The following is a 22,504-nucleotide window of genomic DNA, read 5'->3' on the forward strand; positions in this document are numbered from 1 at the left end:
AGAGCGCCTCATGACCTCATCCGAACCCATCGCCATCGTGGGCATGGCCTGCCGGTTCGCCGGTGACGTCGACTCACCCGACCGGTTCTGGGCGTTGCTGCGCGACGGCCGGGACACCGTCGGAGAGATTCCCGACGACCGCTGGAGCTGGTACGCCGGCCAGAGCCCGGAGCACGCGGAGGCGGTGGCGGGGGCGACCCGGCGGGGCTCCTTCCTGACCGACATCGCCGGCTTCGACGCCGACTTCTTCGAGATCACGCCGCGCGAGGCGGCGCTGATGGACCCGCAGCAGCGCATCGTGCTGGAACTGTCCTGGGAGGCGCTGGAGCACGCCGGGATCCCGCCGAGAGGGCTGGCGGGCAGCGATGCGGGCGTGTTCATGGGCGTCGGCACGGACGACTACGGGCGGCGGCTGCTGGAGGATCTGCCCCGCGTCGAGGCGTGGACCGGCATCGGGGGCGCCTACTGCGCCGTCGCGAACCGGGTGTCGTACGTGCTCGACCTGCACGGGCCGAGCATGACGGTGGACACCGCCTGCTCCTCGTCGCTGGTCGCCATCCACCTGGCCGCCCAGGCGCTGCGCGCCGAGGAGTGCGACCTCGCCCTCGCCGGGGGCGTGCTGGTGATGGCAGCCCCCGGCCTGACCCTCGTCCTCGACGCGGCGGGGGCCACCGCGCCGGACGGCCGCTGCAAGTCCTTCGACGCCGCCGCCGACGGTTACGGCCGTGGCGAGGGCGGCGGAGTCGTGGTGCTCAAGCGCCTCGCCGACGCCCGCCGCGACAACGACCGGATCCTGGCCGTCGTGCGCGGCAGCGCGGTACGCCAGGACGGACGCACCAACGGCATCATGGCACCGAACGGGCCGGCGCAGGCGGAGCTGATGCGCCGGGCCTGCCGGGACGCCGGCATCGACCCGCGGACCGTCGACTACGTCGAGGCGCACGGCACCGGCACCCCGGTCGGCGACCCGCTGGAGGCGGGGGCGCTCGCCGCGGTGTTCGGCGCCGGGCGGCCCGCCGACCGTCCGCTGCTGATCGGCTCGGTCAAGCCGAACATCGGTCACCTGGAGGCCGGCGCGGGCGTGGCCGGTGTCATCAAGACGGTGCTCGCCCTGGGCCACGGCGAACTGCCGCCGAGCCTGCGCGTCGCCCGGCCCAACCCCGCCGTCGACTGGGCGGGCGCCGGGCTACGGGTGGTGACCGAGGTGACCCCGTGGCCAGCGAGCGACACGCCCCGGCGGGCGGCGGTGTCCGGCTACGGGTACGGCGGCACCATCGCGCACCTCGTCATCGACGGCCCGGAGACCATCGACGGGATCGAGCCGCCGGCGGACCGGGACCGGCGTCCCGAGCGCACCGGGCCGTCCCTGTACCCGCTGTCGGGGGCGTCCCCCGCCGCGCTCCGGCAGTACGCCGACCGCCTCGCCGACCGCCTCACCGCCGACCCGGGGCCGGACACCGCCGACGTGGGCCACACCCTCGCCCGCCGCCGCAGCCACCTGCCCCACCGCTGCGCCGTCGTCGCCGACGGGCGGGCCGACCTGGTCCAGCGGCTACGGGCGTACGCGGACACCGGGCGCGGCGGCGTCTCCGGCGTGGCGCCGTCCGGTGGCGACCGCGGGGTCGTCTGGGTCTTCTCCGGACACGGCTCGCACTGGACGGGCATGGGCCGCGACCTGCTCGCCGACACCCCGGCGTTCGCGGAGGTGTTCGACCAGCTCGAACCCGTCTTCCGCGCGGAACTCGGGCGGTCGCCGCGGGCGGTGCTGTTCGACGACCGGCCGCAGCCGGTGGACGTGGTCCAACCGATGATCTTCGCGGTCCAGATGGCGCTCGTCGCGACCTGGCGGTCCCTCGGGTTACGTCCCGCCGCCGTCATCGGCCACTCCGTGGGCGAGATCGCCGCGGCGGTGACCGCCGGGATCCTCACCCTGGAACAGGGTGCGCGGCTGGTCTGCCGGCGCTCCCTGCTGCTGCGGCAGGTCGCCGGCGCCGGCGCGATGGCCATGGTCGACGTCGACGCCGACGAGGCGACGCGGCGGCTGGCCGGGCGCGACGACGTGGTGGTGGCCATCACCGCGTCGCCCGGCTGGTCCGTGCTCTCCGGCGACGCCCCGGCGGTCGCCGAACTCGCCGACCGGTGGCGCGACGACGGCGTGGACGTACGGGCGGTCAACTCCGACGTCGCGTTCCACAGCCCGCACATGGACCCGCTGCTGGACGCGTTGCGGTCGGCCGCGGCCGACCTCCCCCCGGCCGAGGCGCGGATCCCGGTCTACACGACCGCGCTGGCCGATCCCCGCTCGACGGCTCCCCGGGACGGGGCCTACTGGGCGACGAACCTGCGCGGCACGGTCCGCTTCGCCCAGGCGGTCACCGCCGCCGCCGAGGACGGGCACCGGCTCTTCCTGGAGGTCTCCGCGCACCCGGTGGTCGCCCACTCGATCAGCACGACCCTGGACGGCCTGCCGGTCGACGACGCCCGGGTGGCGTACTCGCTGCGGCGCGGCCAACCCGGACGGGAGGTCCTGCTGACCAACCTCGGTGAGCTGCACTGCCACGGCGCGGCGGTGGACTGGTCGGCCCTGTGGCCCGACGGCGACGTCGTGGACCTGCCCACCGTGGCCTGGCAGCGCCGGCGGCACTGGGCGGCGGAGCCGCCCGCCCCGGCCACCGTGGCCAAACGGCACGACCGGGCCGGGCACACCCTGCTCGGCGGCCGCACCGTCGTACGCGGGGCCGTGCCGACCGACGTCTGGTCGACCCGCCTCGACCGCGCCTCGCGCCCCTACCCGGGCGAGCACCCGGTCCGGGGCGTGGAGATCATCCCCGCCGCGGTGCTGCTGAACACCTTCCTCGCCGCCGCGTCCGCCGGCCGGGGGTGGGTCGACCTGGCGGACGTCGCCCTGCGGGTGCCGGTCAGCGTGACCCACCCCCGGGAGGTCCAGGTGGTCCGCCAGGGCGAGACGCTGCGCCTGAGTTCCCGGATCCTCGACCCGGCCGGTGACGACGAGGGCTGGGTGACGCACACCGCCGCCACCGCCGACACCCACGCGGGCCTGCCCGCCCGTGCCGAGGTGCCGACCGAGGTGACGGAACCGCTGGACGAGGGCTTCGTGGTCGACCGCCTGGGCAAGCTCGGCGTCGCCGCGATGGGCTTCCCCTGGGCCGTCCACCGCCTCGGCCGCACCGCCGACGGCCTCGTCGCGGACGTCGCCGCCGGCGACGGCACGGCGCCGGTACGCGGCTGGGCGCCCGCGCTCGACGCCGCGCTGTCGATCGCGTCCGTGGTCTTCCCCGGCCGGGCGGTGCTGCGTATGCCGGCGCACATCGAGCGGGTCACGCTGTCACCGGCGGCGGTCGGCCGGGCCCGGATCGCCGTACGCCGCCGGGGCGGCGACGTCGTCGACGTGGAGATCGCCAACTCGTACGGCGAGGTGGTCGGCCGACTCGTGGGCCTGCGGTACGGGCGGCTCGACCTCGACGTCGAGCACCTCGGCGAGGCGGCCGGCCTCGTGTACGACATCGCCTGGCGGCCCGCGCCGCAACTGGTCGGCCGCCCGCCGGACGCGGTGGCCCTGGTCGGCCCGGTCACCGCGCTGGGCGACAGGCTGGCCGTGCGACTGGACCGCCTCGGGGTGCCCTGCCGGCACGTACCCGACCCGGACGACCTCACCGACGGTGAGCTGAGCGACGGCCAGACCATCCTGGTGGTGCCCGCCGACGCGGGTGCCGGCGATCCGGGCGCGGTGACCACCACGAACGCGTGGCTGCTGGCCCGGACCGCGCAACGGCTCGCGGCGGCCCGGTCGCCACGGCCGGCACGGCTGTGGTGCGTGACCCGGGGCGTCCTCGCCTGCGCGGACCGGGAGGCCCTCGGGCACGCGGCCCTGTGGGGGCTGGGCCGGATCGTCGGCGGCGAGCGCCCCGACATCTGGGGTGGGGTCGTCGACGTCGGGGCCGCTCCGGAGGACCTGTCCGCGCTCGTCGCGCTCGTCGGGGCGGGCCACGGCGAGGACGTGGTGGCGGTGCGCGACGGGGAGGTCCTGGTGCCGCGCCTGCGGGCCGCCGCCGACGGACCGGACGCGCCGTCGCTGCACTGCCGGCCCGACGGCACGTACCTGATCACCGGTGGGCTGGGCGCGCTCGGCCTGGAGGTGGCCTCCTGGCTCGCGTCGCGCGGCGCCCGCCGGATCGTCCTGGCCGGCCGCCGCGGCCTGCCCGACCGCGAGGCGTGGGACCGGGTCACCGACCCGGGGCAGCGGGCCGCCGTCGAGGCGGTCCGGGCGCTGGAACGGGCGGGGGTGACCGTCGCCGTGGTGGCGCTGGACGTCGCCGACCCGGAGCAGGCCGCGCGGTTGCTACGGCCCGCCGCCCTCGGGCTGCCCCCGGTACGCGGGATCGTGCACGCCGCCGGGGTGCTGGACGACCGGACGGTCGACGCGCTCGACGAGGAGTCGCTGCGTCGGGTGCTCCGGCCGAAGGTGGCCGGCGCGCTGACCCTGCACACGCTGTTCCCGCCGGGCAGCGTCGACTTCTTCGTCCTCTTCTCCTCGGCGGGCCAGTTGCTCGGTCTGCCCGGGCAGGCCAGCTACGCGGCGGGCAACGCCTTCCTCGACGGCCTGGCCCGGCATCGGCGCGCGACCGGCGACGGCGGAGCGCGGAGCATCCTGTGGACCTCCTGGCGCGGGCTCGGGATGTCCACCTCCGCCGAGGTCATCGACGCCGAACTGGCCGCCCGGGGCACCGCCGACGTCAGCGCCGCCGAGGCGTTCGCCTCGTGGGAACGGGTGCAGCGGCACGACCTGGGCGAGGCGGTGGTGCTGCGGGTGCTGCCGGAGTCGTCGGGCGGTCGTCGCCCGCCGCTGCTCGCCGAGTTGGCCACCGGCGCCCCCACGGACCGCGCCCCCGAGGCCGCCGCGCCGTCCTGGGCGGGCCTGGACGGGGCCGCGCTGCACGCCCACCTGCGGCAGCGGATCAGCGAGCAGGTCGCCGACGAGACGCGGCTGCCCGCCGCCGAGGTCGACCCGCACCGCCCGCTGTCGGAGATGGGGCTGGACTCGGTGATGACGACGCGCATCCGGTCGGCCCTGGAGCGGGAGTTCCAGCTCGGACTGCCGGCGACGTTGCTGTGGGACCAACCGACGGTCGGCGCGATCGCCGAGTACGTCGCCATCCGATTGAAGACCGGCACGGAAGGGGCCGAACGATGACCAAGGACGGACTCGTGCCCTGGCCGGAGGACCTGGCGTACGCCTACCGCACGGCGGAGTGCTGGCGTAACCGCCCGCTGGGGGCGTACCTGTGGGAGTGGGCGGACCGGTGGGGTCCGCAGGTCGCGGTGGTCGACGGCGATCGGCGGCTGACCTACCGGGAGTTGGCCGAGCTGGCCGACGGCCTGGCCGAACGCCTGCGTGAGCACGGGCTGCGCCGGGGCGACAGCGTGCTGGTGCAGCTGCCGAACTGCTGGGAGTTCGTGGTCGTCATGTTCGCCTGCTTCCGGCTGGGGGTGGCCCCGGTGCTGATGCTGCCGCAGCATCGGGAGCACGAGCTGTCCGCGATCGCCGCGCACGTGGGCGTGCGGGCGTTGGTCGTGCCGGACACCTGGCGCGACTACGACCACCAGGCGCTGGCGCACCGGGTGGCGGCCGGCCTGCCGGGGCGGACGGCGGTCCTCGTGGTCGGCGCCGGGTCCCGGGCACCGAGCGTGGACGTACGGCGCCTCATCCAGGCCGAGGGCGACGTCGAGGCGCGGCGCCAGCGGTTGGACGACCTCGCCCCGTCCGGCGCCGACGTGGCGCTGTTCCTGCTCTCCGGCGGCACCACCGCCGTGCCGAAGGTCATCGCCCGCACCCATGACGACTACGAGTACAACATCCGGCGGTGCGCGGACGTCTGCCGGTTCGGCCGGGACACGGTGTACCTGACGGTGCTGCCGGTCGGGCACAACTTCCCGCTGGCGAACCCCGGGGTGCTGGGGACGTTGTACAGCGGCGGCCGGGTGGTCCTGCTGCCCTCGCCCCGCCCGGACCTGGCGTTCGCCGCCATCGAGGCGGAGCGGGTCACGGTCGCCTCCGTGGTGCCGGCGGTCGCGGTCAGGTGGATGGCGGCGGCCGCCGACTGCGACCGGGACCTGTCCAGCCTGCGGCACGTCCACATCGGCGGCTCGATGCTCTCCCCGCAGCTCGCCGCGGCCATCGGTCCCGCTCTCGGGTGCGAGCTGCAACAGGTCTACGGAATGGCCGAGGGCCTGGTCTGCTACACGCCGATCGGTGCGCCCCCCGAGGTCGCGCACGGCACCCAGGGGCGTCCGATCAGTCCCTTCGACGAGTTGCTCGTGGTGGAGCCCGGAACCAGCCGACCGGTGCCGGCCAGCGCCGTCGGCGAGCTGCTCACCCGCGGGCCGTACACGCCGCGCGGCTACTACCGCGCGCCTGACCAGAACGCCGTCTCCTACACCGCCGCGGGCTGGTACCGCACCGGTGATCTCGTCCGGATCACCCCGGCGGGGGACGTGGTCGTCTGCGGACGGATCAAGGACGTGATCAACCGGGCGGGTGAGAAGATCTCCGCCGGCGAGGTCGAGACGCTCGCGCAGGAGCTGCCGGAGATCGCCGAGGCGGCGGCGATCCCCGTGCCCGACCCGGTGGTCGGCGAGCGGGTGTGCCTCGTCGTCCGGCTGCAACCCCGCCGAAGGCTGACCCTCGACCGGCTGGCCGCGGCGCTGACGGCACGGGGCCTCGCGGCGTTCAAGGTGCCGGAGCGCCTCGTCGTGCTGGACGCCCTGCCGCACACCCCGGTCGGCAAGCCGGACAAGAAGGCGCTGCGGCTGATGCTGAGGCGGGACGCGTAGCGGCAGGCGCTACCTGCGGCGCACCGGCCCGTTGTCGCGTCGCAGCGCCCACCGGGACGGGCGACGCGGCGGCCTCCGCCGCCGGTCGGCAGATCGCTGGAGATTTTTTCGCCGAGACCGCTCATTCTCCGCCCGCACGGTCGTCATAACTGTCAGAGCGCTCTTGATTCGACTCGATGGACGTCAATACGTCACGACACGGGTGCATCTTGCCGTTCCGTCGCGTCGCGTCACGCCGCTCCTACGGGAGCGAAACGACCGGTCCTGCCAGAACTGTGTCTCGTCAGGGAAATGGAGTCCTACGTGTCCGTCAGGAACTGGAAGCGAGCCATGCCCGCTCTCGGCATCGCCGCCGTGGCGACCCTCGGCCTCACCGCCGCCGCCTCGGCACCGGCCGCCGCCGGCCCGAAGAAGCCGGTCGCGGCCGAACCCACCGTCAGCGTCACCCCGTCGACCGGACTGGCCGACGGACAGGTGGTGACCGTACGGGCCAGCGGCCTGCGCCCGAGCAGCGTCTTCCACATCGGCGAGTGCGCCATCGTCGGCGAGGAGCTGCCCTGCAACGGCGCCGAGACCATCCACGTCGAATCGACCGCCAACGGCACGCTCTCCGCCAGCCTGGTGGTGCGGCGCGTCTACCAGGGCACCCTCGGCCCGGAGGCGACGCCGTGGGGCACGGTCGACTGCGGCAAGGTGCCGTGCGGCATCGGCATGTTCAACGACCTCGGTGAGGGTGCCGGCGCCGGGATCTCGTTCCGGTAATTCCCGGTCCGACGCTGTTCCGGGTCGCGTGGTCGCGGCCCGGAACAGCCTTTTCCAAATATTCCCGAGGGCCGGCGAAAAAAGAGGGCCGGTGCACCGCCACAATTCACGGCAACGGTGCGCGGCGCAAGAGCGACGGGAATCCGGGCCACAGATCTGACACCCGTTGCCCGCGCATCCACAGAGGTGCCCGCCCGCATTCCTGGTTCTACGGTCGACTGGCGGCTCGTCGCCCGCGCACCCAACAGCCCGGCTGGTCCGCGGCCGGCCGCACGGCCCACCCGGCGGCCCACCTCACCACCTCCTGCGCCCGCGTCCGGCCGATCTCATGCCTCCGCCATCCGGCGGGACCACTGGGACGGCCCGCCACGGGACGGGCTGGACCGGTGCGTCCATCGCCCGATCCAGGAGGTTCACATGCCCTCACCACGACACGGCACCCTCGACGTGCCCGGCGCCCGGCTGTACTTCGAGGTCCGCGGCTACGGGCCGCCGATGCTGTGCATCCCCACCGGTAACGGCGACGCCACCCCGTTCGGGCCTCTGGCGGACACCCTGGCCGCGCACTACACGGTGATCACCTACGACCGTCGCGGATTCTCCCGGAGTCCGGTCTTCGAGCCGGTGGAGGACCACCGGCGGGTCGACGTCGACGCGCAGGACGTACGCCTGCTCCTCGACCACCTCTGCGACGAGCCGGCGGAGGTGTTCGGCACCTGCTCGGGCGGCATCGTGGCGCTGGCCCTGTTGCAGGCCCACCCGCACCGCCTGCGCACCGTGGTCGTCCACGAACCGCCCCTGGCCTCGGTCCTGCCCGACGCCGAGCACTGGCTGGCCTTCTACGACAACCTGTACCTGACCTATCGGGAGCGCGGCATCGAGGCCGCGCGGGAGGTGTTCCGCGACCACGTGGGCATGGCGGGCGAGACCCGGCCGCCGAAGGACGCTCAGCTCCCGCCGGACCAACTGGAGCAGTTGGTGACCCGCCTCCGCCGCAACCAGGTGTTCTGGTTCGAGCACGAGACCCGCAGCTTTCCCGCCTACCGCCCGGACCTCGCCGCACTACGGCGGCACTCGGAGCGGCTGGTGTTGGCCGGCGGCGCCACCTCCAGGGAGCAGTACGCGTACCGCCCGAACCAGGCACTGGCCCGGCTGCTCGACCTGGAGGTGGTCGATTTCCCCGGCGGTCACGTCGGGCATGTCACCCACCCGTACGAGTTCGCCGACCGGCTCGTCGACGTCCTCAGCGGAAAGCGACGCGCTGAATGATCCGTGCCGCCCGTACCGGCGGACATAAATGGCGCGTTCATTGTCCCGGGCGGAAAATAACCGCCTCGGCATGACCCGGATCCGAAACCGGCGACGCTGAGCAAGACGAGAGGCGGAACCGCCTCCCCCGTCCGACATACTGATTCCACGAGGCGATCAGAAAGGGGAGGGCGACCAGACCGCCTCAGTGATTGCGGAGGATTTCCGCATTCACCGAACCACCATTTCGACAATGGAGAACAACATGCGCAACAAGCGAACCGTCGTCACCCTCGCCGCGGTGGCGCTGGCCGCCCTGACCACGCTGTTCCTCGCGGGGAACGGGGCTGCCTCCGCCGGGGACCACGACACCACGGCAGCCGGCCCGATGCACTTCACCACCGACGAGCTCCGGCAGCTGCTGAACCCGGCTGACGCGCAGCGGGGCACCGCCTCGTCGGTCGAGCCGGTCATCAGCATCGCCGAGGCGATCAAGACCGGCCAGTTCGAGTCCGGCCCCGGTATCACCTCCGAGCCCAAGGCCTGCCTCAACATGACCGACGCCCTGGGCGACCTGCGCTCGATCGAGGGCTTCATGCTGTCCGGTGAGCGGTCGGAGGAGGCCGCCCCGGACAGCTACCAGCGGTACTTCATGACCGCGGTGTTCCAGATCCCGGGTGGTGCCGACGCGGCGGTCGACAAGGTGACCAAGGTGCTGCGCACCTGCAGCGCCGGCACCGTGACCCTCGACAGCGGCAACGGCGACCCGCTGAAGGGCACCATCTCCTACGCCGAGCACCCGGCCCCGTCGCTGGACGGTGCCCGTACCTTCGCCTCGACCCTCACGACCGTCCTGCCCGTGCCCGACGCGTCCCGGACGAACGCCGAGCCGATCGTCGCGGAGTGCGACGCCCAGCTCACCCTGACCGCCAACGGTGACCTGCTCATCTGGTCCGTCGAGCCGACGGAGCAGCTGGCGACCGACTCGGTCAGCACCGTCTACGACCGGGCCGTGGCCCTGAGCTGATCCACCGTCGCCCTCCCAGGTCGTGCCTGCGCCGCCCGGCGCAGGCACGACCGTCTCGCGTCCGTCGACACGACCCCCGGAGCGGTTCGCCCGGGGGTCGACTGGCGCCACGGTTCAGCGGGCGCTGCGAACCATCGCGGCGATCAGCACGCCACCGACGGCGAGGTGCATCAACGCGAGGACGACCATCGCGCCACCCGTCTCGGCCGTGGTCGGCCCGGCGAGGGAGAGCAGCATGAAGACCACCGCCACGATGACCCAGATCCGCAGGCCCTGACGGGTGACCCGCTCCAGGAGCGCGAGCAGCGCCCACCCGAGCAGGGGGACGATCAGCGCCGCGCCGACCACCAGCCCCAGGTTGATCTTCAACGGCGCCTCCCCCTCCGCCACCGTGGCCTCCAGGTCCACGCCGGCGACGGGCACCGCCACCACCCAGATGAGGACCGCGGCCAACGCGGACAGCAACACACCGACGGCACGCTGACGCCACCGCGGGCCATCATTTTCGACCGAATTTGCGACGGTTGGTGAGACCGCAGAATCCATGACACATCCTTAGCTCGCCTGAGCGGTTACGCGACACGGGCGCGGGGCACGCAGAGAGATGCCCAATGTCTGAATGCTACAGCGCGGCAAGTATTACGGGGAGCCCCGAGCGCCCCCTTTTCCGCAGCCATTGCCGCCGATCGGCCGTACCGAAATCACGCCCGCCCGAATTCGCCACGGCAGGCCGCCCGCCGATGCCTCCACGGCCGTTCCGCGCCGCGTTCGCGGTGCCGCACGTGACGAGAAGACACCCAGCGGTCGTACGGGCAGGCTGGTGGCGTCAGCGCACCTGACACCAGGTGGTGTGGCGGCGGCGAACGGACGAACGGTGACCCGGGAGGGCCGGGCCGGCCCCGGCCGGGGGCACGGCCGCCGTGCGGCTCGGCGACCGGCTCCGGGAACCACTGTGGTGCCGGCGACCGTACCCGGCAGACCCGGCCGGGGATCCGACGCGCGATGGCAGCCGCTCACCCGAGTTGCGACCATGAGGAGAACGCATGTCGACCCCACTGGCGACACCCGACGAAACCCGGGACTTCCCCATCGGACGGCAGTGTCCGTACCGGCCGTCCACCGGCTACGACGCCTTCCGGGCCGACGGCCCGCTCTCCCGGGTACGGCTCTACGACGGACGCGAGGTGTGGCTGGTCACCGGATACGCCGAGGCGCGGGCACTGCTCGCCGACCGGCGCGTGTCGATCAACCCCCGCCTCGACGGTTTCCCCGCGCTCAGCGCGGAGATGGCGGAGCTGGAGGGCACCGGCTACACCGACGTGCTGATCGGCGTCGACCCACCGTTGCACACCCGGCAGCGCGCCATGCTGATCCCCAGCTTCTCGGTACGCCGGATGAACGCGCTGCGGCCGGCCATCCAGGACATCGTCGACCAGCGCATCGACGCGATGCTGGCGGCCGGACCGCCGGCGGACCTGGTCGCCGGGTTCGCGCTGCCGGTGCCGTCGATGGCGGTCTGTGTGCTGCTCGGTGTCCCGTACGAGGACCGCGCGGCGTTCGAGGGGCCGGCCCGGGGTCTGTTCGACCCGGACCCGGACCGGGCCGGCGAGGCGATGACCGCGCTGACCGAGTACTTCGGGCAGCTCGTCCGGGCCAAGGAGACCAACCCGGGCACCGGGCTGCTCGACGACCTCATCGCCGAGCAGGTGCACAAGGGGACGCTGTCCCGCGACGAGCTGGTCCGGTACGCGATGCTCATGCTGATCGCCGGGCAGGACACCACCGCCAACGTCATCTCGTTGGGGACCCTGGCGCTGCTGGAGCACCCGGATCAGTTCGCCAAGCTGCGCGCCGATCCGGACCTCGCCACCGGCGCGGTGGAGGAGATCATGCGCTACGTCTCCCTCATCGAGGCGATCTCCCGGGTGGCGCTGGAGGACATCGAGATCTCCGGCCACCACATCAAGGCCGGTGAGGGTGTGCTGATCGGCGCTGCCGCCGCCAACTTCTCACCGGCGCTGGTGCCGACGCCGGACGCGTTCGACGTGACCCGGTCGCCCCGGCACCACCTCGGCTTCGGCTTCGGCGTCCACCAGTGCATCGGGCAGAACCTCGCCCGGATCGAGCTGGAGCTGGCCTTCCGCGCGCTGCCTCAGCGGATGCCCAACCTGCGGCTCGCCGTGCCGGCCGACGAGATCCGGACCAGCGTCACCGGTCCGATGGAGCGGCTGACGACGCTTCCGGTGACCTGGTAGCGACGCCGACCGGCCCCGGCTGGCACAGCGCCGGTTCCGTGACAGTGGCCTGTCACGGAACCGGCGTCTCGTGTCACCCGTCCTGACCGGCGGGCGCCGGCGGGTGGACCGGCCGGCCGTCCCCGCGTCCCGCCCGGCGCGGGCCCCGCGAGGGCCCGCGGCTGGCCGCGCCGCCGCCCGACCCCGTCGCGCGGGCGGCGGCGCCGGCCGAGATCACGGACGAGCGTGGCTGCCCGGCTCGTCCGCGCCCAGCAGCGCGTACCGCGCGGCGAGGGCGTGGAAGGACTGCTTGGGCTCCCAGCGGTATTCGGACGCCGGGTCGTGGTGGTCGGCCCGGATGGTCTTGACCAGCGCCATGCTCGCCGCGTCGAGGTCCAGGCGGGGATCCGTGGAGTGCGGGTGCGTCGGGTGGATGAACTCGCTCACCGCCACGCCGTGCACGCCCGCCCGGGCGAACACGTCCAGCATCCGCTGGTGGAAGGCCGCCTGGGCGGGCTCGTCGCGGAGAACCCCCTCGTGGACGGTCGGCTCGGGTCCGCTCCGGTCGACGACGTCGAAGGAGAGGAACGCCATCTCAGCGGCGCGCGGATGGGTCGCCGTCCCGAACTCCGCGATCATCACCGGCTTGCCCCATCGGTGGTAACGCGCGATCTCGGCGACCTGGTCCTCGTCCCGGGCCGGGTAGCCGAGGGTGTAGTAGTGCATGAGTCGGACCGTGTCGAACAGTCGCCAGTCGACGTCCTCGAACGGGGCCGCGGCGTAACCGACCTCCCCGCCGAAGATCGATCGCACGGTCCGCACCGACCGGTCGAGGAACTGGTTGAGGCGTTCGTTGGCGCCGACCAGGTCGACCGTGCCGGTCGGCCGCAGGACGTGATGGTCGGCCTCGGCGAAGATGTTCGCCATCCGCTGGTGGTACTGCTCGCCGGCGACCAGGCCCGGCGTGAAGACCAGGTGGACGCAGCCGGTGGAGAGGCTGACGGCGGCCCCGTCGCGTCGCATCCGCTCGGCGACGCGCGCCGTTTCGGCCAGATGGTCGACGATCTCCGGTTGCGGTCGGTCGACGAGGCGGGGTTGCAGCCACACGTGCAGCCCGACCTCGGCCGCCGCCCGCGCGGTGTCCGCCAGCCGCCCCAGGTCGCTGCCGTAGAGGGTGACCGAGTTGCAGTGCAGTTGCCGGCGGATCGCCCCGATCTCCTCGGCCATCCGGTCGTTGTTCCAGACCACCCGGGACAGATCCCCCTGACCGGTGGCGAAGTTGGTGCCGGTGTCGTAGGCGACGCCGACCGAGCGCAGGACTCCGGGTCGGGCGGCGTCGTGCGGGGTGCCGGGCTGCGGACTGCCTGTCATTTACGTTCTCCCTGGTGACCTGGATACGGGTGTGCCTCGGGCAGGTCACGTCGGGTTCGCACGACCGGGCGACGGTGCCCGTCCCATGGCGCGAGTCCGGCAGGTAGCCCCGGCGCCGCCGACCGACGTGCCCGGGCTCGACCCTCGCAACCGGCGTACCACCGGCGCATCTCCGGGCGTGCCGCCCGCGAGCCCGCTGGGCCGGGGTCAGCACGGGGGAAGGTGCTCCGGCGCTGCCGCCACTGACACGCTGGGTGCATGGCGGAGTTCGACGGTAGGACGGTCCTGATCACCGGGGGTGGCAGCGGCATCGGCCTGGCCACCGCGCGCAGGCTGCTGGAGGTCGGTGCGCGGGTGGTCATCGCGGGCCGCAGCGTCGCCCGGTTGCACCGGGCGCTCGAGGCGCTCGACGCGCCCGAGCGGGTCGTCGCGGTACCCGCCGACGTGTCGGTGGCAGCGGACCTCGACCGGTTGATGACCGTGGTGGAACACCGCGTCGGCCGTCTGCACGGGGTGTTCGCCAACGCCGGGATCGCCCGGTTCAACCCGTGCGCGGCGGTGGCCGACGAGGAGTACGCCGACCTGCTCGACACCAACCTCCGGGGGGTCTTCCACACGATCCAGAAGGCGCTGCCGCTGCTGGTCGACGGCGCGGCGGTGGTGGTGAACGGGAGCTGGCTGGTGCACCGTGGTCTGGCGACGACTCCTCTGTACGCGGCCGGCAAGGCGGCGGTCGTGAACCTCGCCCGTTCCCTCGCCGCGGACCTGGGGGCCCGTGGCACCCGGATCAACGCGGTGAGCCCCGGCTACATCGTGACGGACATGTTCCTCGGCATCGCCGACACGGAGGAGTCCCGGGAGGCCGCTCGCGGCCAGGTCCCGCTGGGGCGGTTGGGCCGGCCGGAGGACGTGGCGGACGCCGTGGTCTTTCTGCTGTCCGACCGGTCGTCCTACATCACCGGACAGGAGCTGCTGGTCGACGGTGGACTGATCACGTCAGTGCCGAAGTGATGCTCGTGGTGGCCGGTCCAACGGGATCGAGGCCACCCGCGCCGGCCGGGCCGGCGCGTTCCAGGCGTGGTGGGCCCGGTACCCCACGCCGGGCGGGCACCGCGCGATCACCTCGGGGGTGTGGTCGATCGCGCGGTGCCCGCCACGTCGGTTTCCGGTCAGGAGACCTTGGTCAGCGTGGCGTGCATGAACGGCACCCAGTTGCCGTCCGGCAGCGGGAAGTCGCAGTCGTAGGTGATGGTCCCGTCGTCGTTGAGCTTGCGGACGTACTTCGCCGGGCCCACCAGGACGAGCTTGTCGTCCTCGAAGTCGCCGGTGTAGCGGCTCTGCTCCTCGTTGAACGGCCCGAAGCTGCTGAAGTAGTGCGAGCGGAACTTCTGGGTCTCCGGGTCGAAGTCGAAGAACTCGTAGCCGACGTCCGGCATCTTGCCGGCCGGGCCCATGTCGATCGCGCAGTTCCAGTGGTGGACCAGGAAGAAGCCTCCCTCGAGCCACTCGAAGGTCTCGGTGCCGGAGAGCTCGGCCGCCGGGCCCATCGGGCCGGCCTCCGTCTTGCCGCTGAGCTTCCAGGTGCCGACGAGGAAGTCGAGGCGGCGCAGGTCCGGGGACGGCTGCGGCGGCGGGGGCATCTGCTGGGTGTTGTCGGACATCGTCGCTCCTTCTAACTGTTCCGCTTGCCGGAGGTCGTTACGTGTGACGTACGGCGAACCCGAGGGTCGGTGACTGTCCGACGCGCCGGACGACGACGGCCGACAGCCACGTCTCTTATGACGCGGGCGTGGCGGGCAACTCATCGGCTTCCCGGCGAGGCAGCTCGCCAGATACGCCAACCATGCCCTAACGGTGGATATCTACTCCACCGAAGGGACCATGCCGGGTCGGCCGTCGGACACGCCGCTGACGCGGGCCGGCGGAAAGCGGACGGGCGTGCGGCGCACCGGCAGGACCGGCGCACCGCACGCCCGGAGAAGACCGTGAAGATCAGAGGTACGGCTTACGCGCGGCGATGACCACGTAGCCGATGTCGCCGTCCCAGGCGAAGTAGTCCCGGTAGGACTGCTTGAGCTCACGCACCATGTCCTCGCCGAACCGCGTGGACAGCTCGTCGTGCAGCTCGTCGGCGCGGTCCAGATAGCGCAGCCCCATGCCGTACACCCGTGGCCCGCACTGGGTGTACTCCTCCACGTCGAAGCCCGCCGCCCGCAGCCGCGAGATCCACTCCGGTACGGAGAGCAGTTGGCCGATCTGGAAGGCCGCCATGAACTCGGCGGCCCGATCCGCGCCCACGTGCGCCTCCCGGGTGCAGTCCGCGATGGCCAACCGGCCGCCGGGCCGCAGCACGCGGTGGAACTCGGCGAGCGGCGCCGTCAGGTCACCGGCGTGCATGAGCGACTCGATCGCCACGACCGCGTCGAACGACCCGTCGGCGAAGGCGAGGTCGTGGTAGTCGCCGTGGGCGAACGCGATCCGGGAGGCCGCCTCGCTGCGCTCGGCGCGGCGCTGCGCCTCCACCGCCTGTACGGGGCTGATGGTGACGCCGGTGACCCGGGCCGCGTACTCCTCGGCCAGCTGCACGGCGGGCGCACCGACACCACAGCCGGCGTCGAGGACGTCCTCCCCCGGCCGCAGGTCGATCGCCTCGGCGAGCTTGCGGGTGATCCGCTTGGCCGCCTCGACCACGGGAGTGTCGTCACGGTCGTCGTACCAGTAGGGCAGGTGTTCCTGGCCGTCGATGAAGATCTGCGACAGCGCCGCGGTCTCGTCGTACATCCGGCCGATGTCGTCCGTGGTGGGTATTGTCGAGTCCATCGCCCCTCGCTCCGGTGTCGTCGCCAGCTTGATCGCGGAATCACCCTCGCATCCGTCATCGGCGCGCTCACCTCTGGACGTGCCCGGCTCGCCCGCTGTCACGTCGCGCGTGTCAGCCGGCTCCACAGGGGCCGGTCGGTATAGTGAGACGTGCATATTTGTTCCACGAGCGGCTGAAAGAGGGATAGATGGCGAACCTTGGTGCAAATGCGCCGCAACGCGACGCCGAGCAGACGACCGCCATCACCACCATCGACGAGGAGGGCTTCGCGGCTCTCGCCGACCGGCACCGCCGGGAGTTGCAGGTCCACTGCTACCGGATGCTGGGCTCCTTCGAGGACGCGGAGGATCTCGTCCAGGAGACCTATCTGCGGGCGTGGCGCAAACGGGAGACGTTCGAGGGGCGGTCCACCGCCCGGTCCTGGCTGTACCGCATCGCGACGAACGCCTGCCTGGACTTCCTGCGGCGCAACGCGCGCACCCCCCTCCCGCACCGCCAGCCGGCCCTGGGAGCGGGGCCGACCACCCCGCCGCCGGCGACCGACGAGGTCCCCTGGCTGCAGCCCTACCCCGACTACCTGCTCGACCCCGTGGCGCCACCCGACAGCCAGCCGGACTCGCAGATCATGGCGCGGGAGACGATCGAGCTGGCGTTCCTCGTGGCGATCCAGCACCTGCCGCCCCAGCAGCGGGCGGTGCTGATCCTGCGGGACGTGCTCGGCTGGTCGGCGAACGAGACCGCCGCGATGCTGGACATCAGCCTCGCCTCCGCCAACAGTGCCCTGCAACGGGCGCGGGCCACGCTGAAGGACCGGCTCCCGCCCCGCCCGATCGACTGGGGCCCGACCGATGATCCGGCCGAGGCCGAGCGCGCCCTCGTGCAACGGTGCATCGAGGCGCTGGAGAAGGCCGACGCGGCGAACTTCGCGAAGCTCCTCCGCGAGGACGTACGGGTGACCATGCCGCCGGACCCGTTCTGGATCATCGGCCGGGAGATGTTCGTCGCCGGTCTCGTCGCGCAGTTCGACCCGACGTCACCGGCCTACTTCGGGGAGTGGAAGGCGCTCGGGACGCACGCGAACCGGCAGCCGGCGGTCGCGGGATACGTCCGCCGGCCGGGCGAGTCGCTGTACCGCCCGCAGGTGCTCAACGTCTTCCGGATCGAGGACGGCATGATCGCGGAGATCACCGCGTTCTCGCCGGACGTCTTCCCGATGTTCGACCTGCCTGCCTCCCTGTGAACGTACCGAGGGGCGCCCGCCGGCCGGCGGGCGCCCCTCGGTACGTACCGTCACCGCTTCCTGGCGATGGTGAGCCCGTCGGCGATCGGGAGCATGACCGCCTCCAACCGGTCGTCGGCCGCCACGGCCGCGTTGACCTCGCGCAGCACCGCGGCGCACCTGCGCTGCAACGACTCACCGGCCAGTTCCGGCGCGGTCACGAAGCCGTCGAGCAGCACGTTGTCCAGCACCAGCAGACCGCCGGGGCGGAGCAGCGGCACCGCGAGGTCGTAGTAGGTCGGGTAGTTCAACTTGTCGGCGTCGACGAAGACGAGGTCCACGGCCGGCTCGCCGGCCATCGCCCGAAGGGTCCGCGCGGCCGGACCGAGCCGGAAGTCGATGCGGTCGGCCACCCCCGCCCCCTGCCAGTGCGCGCGGGCCAGGTCCAGCCAGCGGTCGCTGTTGTCACAGGTGATCACCCGGCCGCCCGGGGGCAGGCCGCGCGCGAAGGCCAGGGCGGAGAGCCCGGTGAGGGTGCCGATGTCGATCACGGTACGGGCGCCGGCGATCCGGGTCAGCAGGGTCAACAGCGCGAGCTGCTCCGCCGGCACCATCATCCCCGCCACCTCACCGAGGCCGTCGGTGGCGGCGATGAGGGCACGCACGGCCGGATCGGGTGGCGTCGTCGACGCGAGCAGGTACTCCCGTAACACCTGATTGACAGGTACGTGCTTGGCGATCCCGCCACCCGCCGCCGCGCTCATGCGTCCGCCCCTCCGGCCTCGGTCCGCTCCGCCGTGGGCCCGGCCGGTCGGCTCGGGCCGCGGGCGGGCCAGCCTGATCGTCGCCGGGGCGTCCCGCCGGCCGCATCCTCGACGGTGCGTTGTCCGTGCGGTCGGTGCGGCAGCCGCGCACGCAGGAGGAAGAGACGGGCCCACCGCCCGTGTCAGGCTGGCCGCAGGGTACGGATCACGATCAGCCGGGAGCACGGATGCGGGCAATGTGGAAGGGTGCGATCTCCTTCGGCCTTGTGTCGATCGCCGTCAAGGTGCATGCCGCCACCGAGGAGAAGGCCGTCCGGTTCCGGCAGGTGCACCGCGACGACAACGGCCGGATCAGCGTACGGCGCTTCTGCGACGACTGCGGTGACGAGGTGGCCTACGAGGACGTCGCCAAGGCGTACGAACTCGACGACGGACGGTTGGTCGCCATCAGTGACGAGGAGTTGGCCGGTCTGCCGCTGCCGACGCTGCGCACCATCGAGGTGCTCAGGTTCGTCCGCACCGAGGAGGTCGACCCCGTCCTCTACCACCGGACGTACTTCCTGGAGCCGGACGACATCGCCGTCCTGCCGTACACCTTGCTGCGTGACGCGCTGCGCGACAGCCGCCGGGTGGCGATCGCCAAGGTCGCGCTGCGCCAGGTGGAACGGCTGGCGGCGATCCGGGTACGCGACGACATGCTCCTGCTGCACACGATGATGTGGCCGGACGAGCTGCGGGCGCCGGAGTTCTCCTTCCTCGACGCTCCGGTGGCGGTGCCGGCCCCGGAGTTGGCCCGGACCACCTCCCTGATCGACGCGATGACCGAGCGGTTCGACGCCGACGGCCTGCGGGACGATTTCCGGGCGGCCCTGCTGGCGCTGATCGCGACCAAGGCCGGCGACACGCCGGTGGACTCGGCGGCCACGACGGACGTGCCGGCTTCCCGCGCCGTACGGCGGCGCGGACGCGCCGAGAAAGCGGCGTAGGCGGCACGGCGCACGGGACTCGACGGCCAGCGCCGGAGAGGGCGTGTGGCTGCCGGTCCCGTGCTCCGATCACACGCCGTACCCGTGCTCGACGATCCGCCGTACCGAGTCGCCGTATCCGTCCGGGCTCTCCGGCGCCCACGTGCCCAGCCCGTCCACGTACCGGTTGAACATGCAGAACGCCGCCGCGATGAGCACGGTGTCGTGGATCTCGATGTCGGTCGCGCCCTGCTCGCGTGCGGACTCCACCATCTCGGCGGTCACCGCGCGGCCCGACTGCTGCACCGCCCCGGCGATACGCAACAGGGCCTTCAGCTTCGACGAGATGGGGGCCGAGTCGGGGTCGGCGCGCACCTGTTGCACCAGCGTCATGCCCTGGTCGAGTTGGGCGGCGGCGAACAGGGAGTGCGACGTGCAGCAGAATTCGCACTCGTTGCGGCCCGAGACGTATGCCGCGATCAGCTCCCGCTCCCCCGGGCTCATCGAGTGCGGGGCGCGCAGCAGCACCTCCGCCAGCGCGTTGAGGGGTTCGGCGGTCTCCGGCCGGAACCGCATGAGGCCGGTGATGCCGGGATTCTGCTGCTCGTCAAGCCCCAAGTCGATGTGAGCGATGACGTCACCTCCGGTGTAGACGGTGTGGCCTGACCCGCAACCGACGGACGGCCGGTACGGGTAGTCGCATGGTTACACGAGGTTGCGACCCGAGATTTCTTCACCCGTGCTCGATTTTCGCGGAGGTTTCGACACCCAGGGGCGGCCGGGCCGGGGAGGAACTGAGCACGATCACCCACGGTGGCGGTCCGGTCGCGCTGTCACCATCGGGTCATGGCGGACGATACGCAGATCCTGGACGGTGCCCGGGCCAGAGCCAGCTCGATGCTGACCCGACTGGAGGAGCTGGTGGCCTGCGAATCCCCGCCCGGGGAGGCGCGGCAGCTGTCGGTGTGCGCCGACCTGCTGACCGCCTGGGGCGACGCGGTGCTGGGCCGGCCCGCGCGGCGGGTGGTCGTGGACGGCCTGCCGCATCTGCTGTGGCCGGCCACCGACCAGCGGGTGCTGCTGCTGGGTCACTTCGACACGGTGTGGCCGGCCGGCACGGTACGGGACTGGCCCTTCTCGATCCGCGGCCACCTGGCGACGGGCCCCGGGGTGTGCGACATGAAGGCCGGCATCGTGCAGGTGCTGACCGCGCTGGAGCTGCTGCCCGACACCGACCGGGTGGGCCTGCTGTTGACCTGCGACGAGGAGAGCGGATCGCCGGGTTCCCGGGCGTTGATCGAGAGGGAGGCCGCCCGCTCCGGCGTGGTGCTCGTGGGTGAGCCGTCCACCGAGTCGGGCGAGCTGAAGGTGGCGCGCAAGGGTGGCTCGGCGTACCGGTTGGTGGTGCGAGGGCGGGCCGCGCATGCCGGGGTGGAGCCGCACCGGGGAGTGAACGCGGGCGTCGAGGTGGCGCACCAGGCGTTGGCGGTGCAGCGGTTCGCCGACGGCGAGACCACCGTGACCCCGACGGTGCTGTCGGCCGGAACGACCTCCAACGTGGTGCCGGAGTCCGGCGCGCTGTCGGTGGACGTACGGGCGTGGACCCGGGAGGAGCTGCACCGGGTGGACGCCCTGGTGCGGTCCCTGCGCCCCCGCCTGCCGGGCGCCCGGTTGACCGTCACCGGTGGCGTCAACCGGTATCCGATGCCGCCGGAGGTGGCGGCGCCGCTGCTGCGGGTGGCCCAGGAGGCGGCGACCCGGATGGGGCTGCCGGCGGTACGGGGCGTGCACGCGCCCGGCGCGTCGGACGCCAACTTCACCGGCGCCCTGGGAGTGCCCACCTTGGACGGTCTGGGTGGGGTGGGCGGGCTGCCCCACGCCCGCGGCGAGTGGGTCGACGTGTCGCGGATGGCGGAGCGTACGGCGTTGCTCGCGGCGGTGATCCGCCGGGTGCTGGCCGACGGCGTGCCGGCAGTCGCGGCGACACGCACGACCGTCGCTGACTGACGGTGTTGCCGGGACTACGGTCGCCGTTACCCTGTCGGCCGGGCCGCCTCCGGCGGCCGCTGTGGCCGACGGTGGGAGGCGGTGGTCCGCATGACGCGGGAACGCACGACGGGTCCCCGGATCGGGGTCGAGGAGGAGTTCCTCGTCGTCGACGCGGTGACCCGCGCGGTGACCCCGGCAGCGGAGAAGGTGGTGTCCCGTGCCGCCGAGCGGCTCGGCCCGCGCGTCTCCGGCGAGATCACCACATTGCAGGTGGAGACCCGCACGAACCCGGTTTCGTCGGTCAAGGAGCTGCTCGACCAGCTCGTCGAGGCACGGCGGATCGTCGCGGACGCCGCCGCCACGGACGGGCTGCGGGTCGTCGCCTCCGGCACCTCCGTGCTGCCCGGTGCGCTGTGCCCGCCGGTGACCCGGGGGCCGCGGCAGGACCGGGGCACCGCCACGTTCCGGGGCCTGCACGACGAGCTGGCGATCTGCGCGCTGCACGTGCACGTGGAGACGCCGGACCGGGAGCGGGCCGTGCTGGTGGGCAACCACCTGCGCGCGTACCTGCCGCTGCTGGTGGCCGTGACCGCGAACTCGCCGTACTGGGAGGGGCGGGACTCCGGGTACGCGAGCTGGCGGACGATGGTCTGGCCGCGCTGGCCGGTGGCCGGCCCTCCCCCACGGTTCGAGTCGTTGGCGCACTACGAGCGGGTGGTGGCGATGCTGACCGACGCGGGGGCCACCGTGGACGGCGGGACGCTGTTCTGGGACGTACGTCCCTCGCTGCGCTTCCCCACCGTGGAGGTACGGGTCGCCGACGTGCCCGTGACCGCGCAGGAGTCCGCCCTGGTGGCGGCGCTGGTGCGGGCCCTGGCCGTACGGGCGGACGAGGCGGTGGCCCGGGGCGACGTCGGCCCGGAGCTGCCCGGTGAGCTGCTGCGCGCGGCATACTGGCGGGCCGCCCGCGACGGCCTGGAGGGCGAGCTGCTGGACGTGACGACCGGCCGGCTGCGCCCGGCCCGGGAGCTGCTGGCCGAGACGGTGGCGGCGGTGTCCCCGGTGCTGCGTGGATACGGTGACGACGGCCTGGTGGACGGCTGGCTGCGGTCGCTGCTCGCGACGGGCAGCGGGGCGGCCCGTCAGCGGGCGGCGGCGGCCCGCCGGGGCGAACTGAGCGACACGGTCGACTATCTCGCCTCGGCGACCCCCGGCGCGTGACCGGGCCGGCCGCAGGACAGCTCTTTGGCGT

Annotated in this window: 17 protein-coding genes; 11 read left to right on the forward strand and 6 right to left on the reverse strand. The window is 72.9% G+C overall.

The features are described 5' to 3' along the window. The first annotated feature begins 10 nt into the window (after positions 1 to 10). From GA0070604_RS18105 to GA0070604_RS18125, 5 genes are all read left to right on the forward strand, one after another. On the forward strand, positions 11 to 5,212 hold the full coding sequence (locus GA0070604_RS18105) for a type I polyketide synthase (protein WP_091119418.1): 5,202 nt from the start codon (positions 11 to 13) through the stop codon (positions 5,210 to 5,212). Continuing rightward, entirely contained in the window at positions 5,209 to 6,852 is a 1,644-nt protein-coding gene (locus GA0070604_RS18110) for a (2,3-dihydroxybenzoyl)adenylate synthase (protein ID WP_091119422.1), read from the forward strand. The genes GA0070604_RS18105 and GA0070604_RS18110 overlap by 4 nt, the downstream gene beginning before the upstream one ends. A 303-nt stretch (positions 6,853 to 7,155) precedes the next feature. Then, positions 7,156 to 7,614, forward strand: coding sequence for an enediyne antibiotic chromoprotein (locus tag GA0070604_RS18115; RefSeq protein ID WP_167363509.1), 459 nt, complete (start codon positions 7,156 to 7,158; stop codon positions 7,612 to 7,614). A gap of 417 nt (positions 7,615 to 8,031) precedes the next feature. Continuing rightward, positions 8,032 to 8,883 (forward strand): alpha/beta fold hydrolase, encoded by an 852-nt coding sequence (locus tag GA0070604_RS18120; protein WP_091119430.1) that lies wholly within the window; start codon positions 8,032 to 8,034, stop codon positions 8,881 to 8,883. A gap of 244 nt (positions 8,884 to 9,127) precedes the next feature. Further along, on the forward strand, positions 9,128 to 9,889 hold the full coding sequence (locus tag GA0070604_RS18125) for a hypothetical protein (RefSeq protein ID WP_141721326.1): 762 nt from the start codon (positions 9,128 to 9,130) through the stop codon (positions 9,887 to 9,889). Between the two features lie 114 nt (positions 9,890 to 10,003). Here the strand turns inward: GA0070604_RS18125 and GA0070604_RS18130 are convergent, their stop codons facing one another. Beyond that, a complete protein-coding gene (locus GA0070604_RS18130; RefSeq protein WP_279615694.1) occupies positions 10,004 to 10,435 on the reverse strand; it encodes a DUF6069 family protein in 432 nt (143 codons plus the stop codon). Positions 10,436 to 10,932: 497 nt separating this feature from the next. Between GA0070604_RS18130 and GA0070604_RS18135 the strand changes: the two genes are divergently transcribed. Then, a complete protein-coding gene (locus tag GA0070604_RS18135) occupies positions 10,933 to 12,144 on the forward strand; it encodes a cytochrome P450 (RefSeq protein WP_091119439.1) in 1,212 nt (403 codons plus the stop codon). Between the two features lie 213 nt (positions 12,145 to 12,357). Here GA0070604_RS18135 and GA0070604_RS18140 read toward each other — a convergent pair whose 3' ends face one another. Next, positions 12,358 to 13,494 carry an abortive infection protein gene (locus GA0070604_RS18140; RefSeq protein ID WP_091119443.1) on the reverse strand — a complete coding sequence of 379 codons (1,137 nt, stop codon included), beginning with the start codon at positions 13,492 to 13,494 and terminating at the stop codon, positions 12,358 to 12,360. 258 nt (positions 13,495 to 13,752) lie between these two features. Between GA0070604_RS18140 and GA0070604_RS18145 the strand changes: the two genes are divergently transcribed. Continuing rightward, positions 13,753 to 14,505 (forward strand): SDR family NAD(P)-dependent oxidoreductase, encoded by a 753-nt coding sequence (locus GA0070604_RS18145; protein ID WP_091119446.1) that lies wholly within the window; start codon positions 13,753 to 13,755, stop codon positions 14,503 to 14,505. 158 nt (positions 14,506 to 14,663) lie between these two features. Here GA0070604_RS18145 and GA0070604_RS18150 read toward each other — a convergent pair whose 3' ends face one another. Both GA0070604_RS18150 and GA0070604_RS18155 read right to left on the reverse strand, forming a co-directional pair. After that, positions 14,664 to 15,155, reverse strand: a complete 492-nt coding sequence (locus GA0070604_RS18150) for a DUF1579 family protein (RefSeq protein WP_091119450.1) — start codon at positions 15,153 to 15,155, stop codon at positions 14,664 to 14,666. A 331-nt stretch (positions 15,156 to 15,486) separates the two neighbouring features. Further along, positions 15,487 to 16,314 (reverse strand): SAM-dependent methyltransferase, encoded by an 828-nt coding sequence (locus GA0070604_RS18155; RefSeq protein WP_091119453.1) that lies wholly within the window; start codon positions 16,312 to 16,314, stop codon positions 15,487 to 15,489. A gap of 188 nt (positions 16,315 to 16,502) precedes the next feature. Here GA0070604_RS18155 and GA0070604_RS18160 point away from each other — a divergent pair, with 188 nt between their 5' ends. After that, positions 16,503 to 17,555: an RNA polymerase subunit sigma-70 gene (locus GA0070604_RS18160; protein WP_091119457.1), complete on the forward strand. Its 1,053-nt coding sequence runs from the start codon at positions 16,503 to 16,505 to the stop codon at positions 17,553 to 17,555. Between the two features lie 50 nt (positions 17,556 to 17,605). On the opposite strand, the gene GA0070604_RS18165 is transcribed toward GA0070604_RS18160, so the two are convergent. Further along, on the reverse strand, positions 17,606 to 18,298 hold the full coding sequence (locus GA0070604_RS18165) for an O-methyltransferase (RefSeq protein WP_091119459.1): 693 nt from the start codon (positions 18,296 to 18,298) through the stop codon (positions 17,606 to 17,608). 227 nt (positions 18,299 to 18,525) lie between these two features. Between GA0070604_RS18165 and ku the strand changes: the two genes are divergently transcribed. Next, a complete protein-coding gene (gene ku, locus GA0070604_RS18170) occupies positions 18,526 to 19,284 on the forward strand; it encodes a non-homologous end joining protein Ku (RefSeq protein WP_091119462.1) in 759 nt (252 codons plus the stop codon). 69 nt (positions 19,285 to 19,353) lie between these two features. Here ku and GA0070604_RS18175 read toward each other — a convergent pair whose 3' ends face one another. Further along, positions 19,354 to 19,896, reverse strand: a complete 543-nt coding sequence (locus tag GA0070604_RS18175; protein WP_091119466.1) for a carboxymuconolactone decarboxylase family protein — start codon at positions 19,894 to 19,896, stop codon at positions 19,354 to 19,356. 213 nt (positions 19,897 to 20,109) lie between these two features. Here GA0070604_RS18175 and GA0070604_RS18180 point away from each other — a divergent pair, with 213 nt between their 5' ends. Both GA0070604_RS18180 and GA0070604_RS18185 read left to right on the forward strand, forming a co-directional pair. Further along, entirely contained in the window at positions 20,110 to 21,270 is a 1,161-nt protein-coding gene (locus tag GA0070604_RS18180) for a M20/M25/M40 family metallo-hydrolase (RefSeq protein ID WP_091119469.1), read from the forward strand. A 90-nt stretch (positions 21,271 to 21,360) separates the two neighbouring features. Then, positions 21,361 to 22,473, forward strand: coding sequence for a carboxylate-amine ligase (locus GA0070604_RS18185; protein ID WP_091119473.1), 1,113 nt, complete (start codon positions 21,361 to 21,363; stop codon positions 22,471 to 22,473). Positions 22,474 to 22,504 lie beyond the last annotated feature (31 nt).

It is taken from the genome of Micromonospora eburnea (genome assembly GCF_900090225.1).
Lineage (GTDB): Bacteria > Actinomycetota > Actinomycetes > Mycobacteriales > Micromonosporaceae > Micromonospora > Micromonospora eburnea.

What these genes read in the sequence shown, in the direction of transcription:
- GA0070604_RS18105 (WP_091119418.1), top strand. Translation starts at nt 11, where the DNA reads ATGACCTCATCCGAACCCATCGCCATCGTGGGCATGGCCTGCCGGTTC.
- GA0070604_RS18110 (WP_091119422.1), top strand. Translation starts at nt 5,209, where the DNA reads ATGACCAAGGACGGACTCGTGCCCTGGCCGGAGGACCTGGCGTACGCC.
- GA0070604_RS18120 (WP_091119430.1), top strand. Translation starts at nt 8,032, where the DNA reads ATGCCCTCACCACGACACGGCACCCTCGACGTGCCCGGCGCCCGGCTG.
- GA0070604_RS18125 (WP_141721326.1), top strand. Translation starts at nt 9,128, where the DNA reads ATGCGCAACAAGCGAACCGTCGTCACCCTCGCCGCGGTGGCGCTGGCC.
- GA0070604_RS18130 (WP_279615694.1), bottom strand. Translation starts at nt 10,435, where the DNA reads ATGGATTCTGCGGTCTCACCAACCGTCGCAAATTCGGTCGAAAATGAT.
- GA0070604_RS18135 (WP_091119439.1), top strand. Translation starts at nt 10,933, where the DNA reads ATGTCGACCCCACTGGCGACACCCGACGAAACCCGGGACTTCCCCATC.
- GA0070604_RS18140 (WP_091119443.1), bottom strand. Translation starts at nt 13,494, where the DNA reads ATGACAGGCAGTCCGCAGCCCGGCACCCCGCACGACGCCGCCCGACCC.
- GA0070604_RS18145 (WP_091119446.1), top strand. Translation starts at nt 13,753, where the DNA reads ATGGCGGAGTTCGACGGTAGGACGGTCCTGATCACCGGGGGTGGCAGC.
- GA0070604_RS18150 (WP_091119450.1), bottom strand. Translation starts at nt 15,155, where the DNA reads ATGTCCGACAACACCCAGCAGATGCCCCCGCCGCCGCAGCCGTCCCCG.
- GA0070604_RS18155 (WP_091119453.1), bottom strand. Translation starts at nt 16,314, where the DNA reads ATGGACTCGACAATACCCACCACGGACGACATCGGCCGGATGTACGAC.
- GA0070604_RS18160 (WP_091119457.1), top strand. Translation starts at nt 16,503, where the DNA reads ATGGCGAACCTTGGTGCAAATGCGCCGCAACGCGACGCCGAGCAGACG.
- GA0070604_RS18165 (WP_091119459.1), bottom strand. Translation starts at nt 18,298, where the DNA reads ATGAGCGCGGCGGCGGGTGGCGGGATCGCCAAGCACGTACCTGTCAAT.
- ku (WP_091119462.1), top strand. Translation starts at nt 18,526, where the DNA reads ATGCGGGCAATGTGGAAGGGTGCGATCTCCTTCGGCCTTGTGTCGATC.
- GA0070604_RS18180 (WP_091119469.1), top strand. Translation starts at nt 20,110, where the DNA reads ATGGCGGACGATACGCAGATCCTGGACGGTGCCCGGGCCAGAGCCAGC.
- GA0070604_RS18185 (WP_091119473.1), top strand. Translation starts at nt 21,361, where the DNA reads ATGACGCGGGAACGCACGACGGGTCCCCGGATCGGGGTCGAGGAGGAG.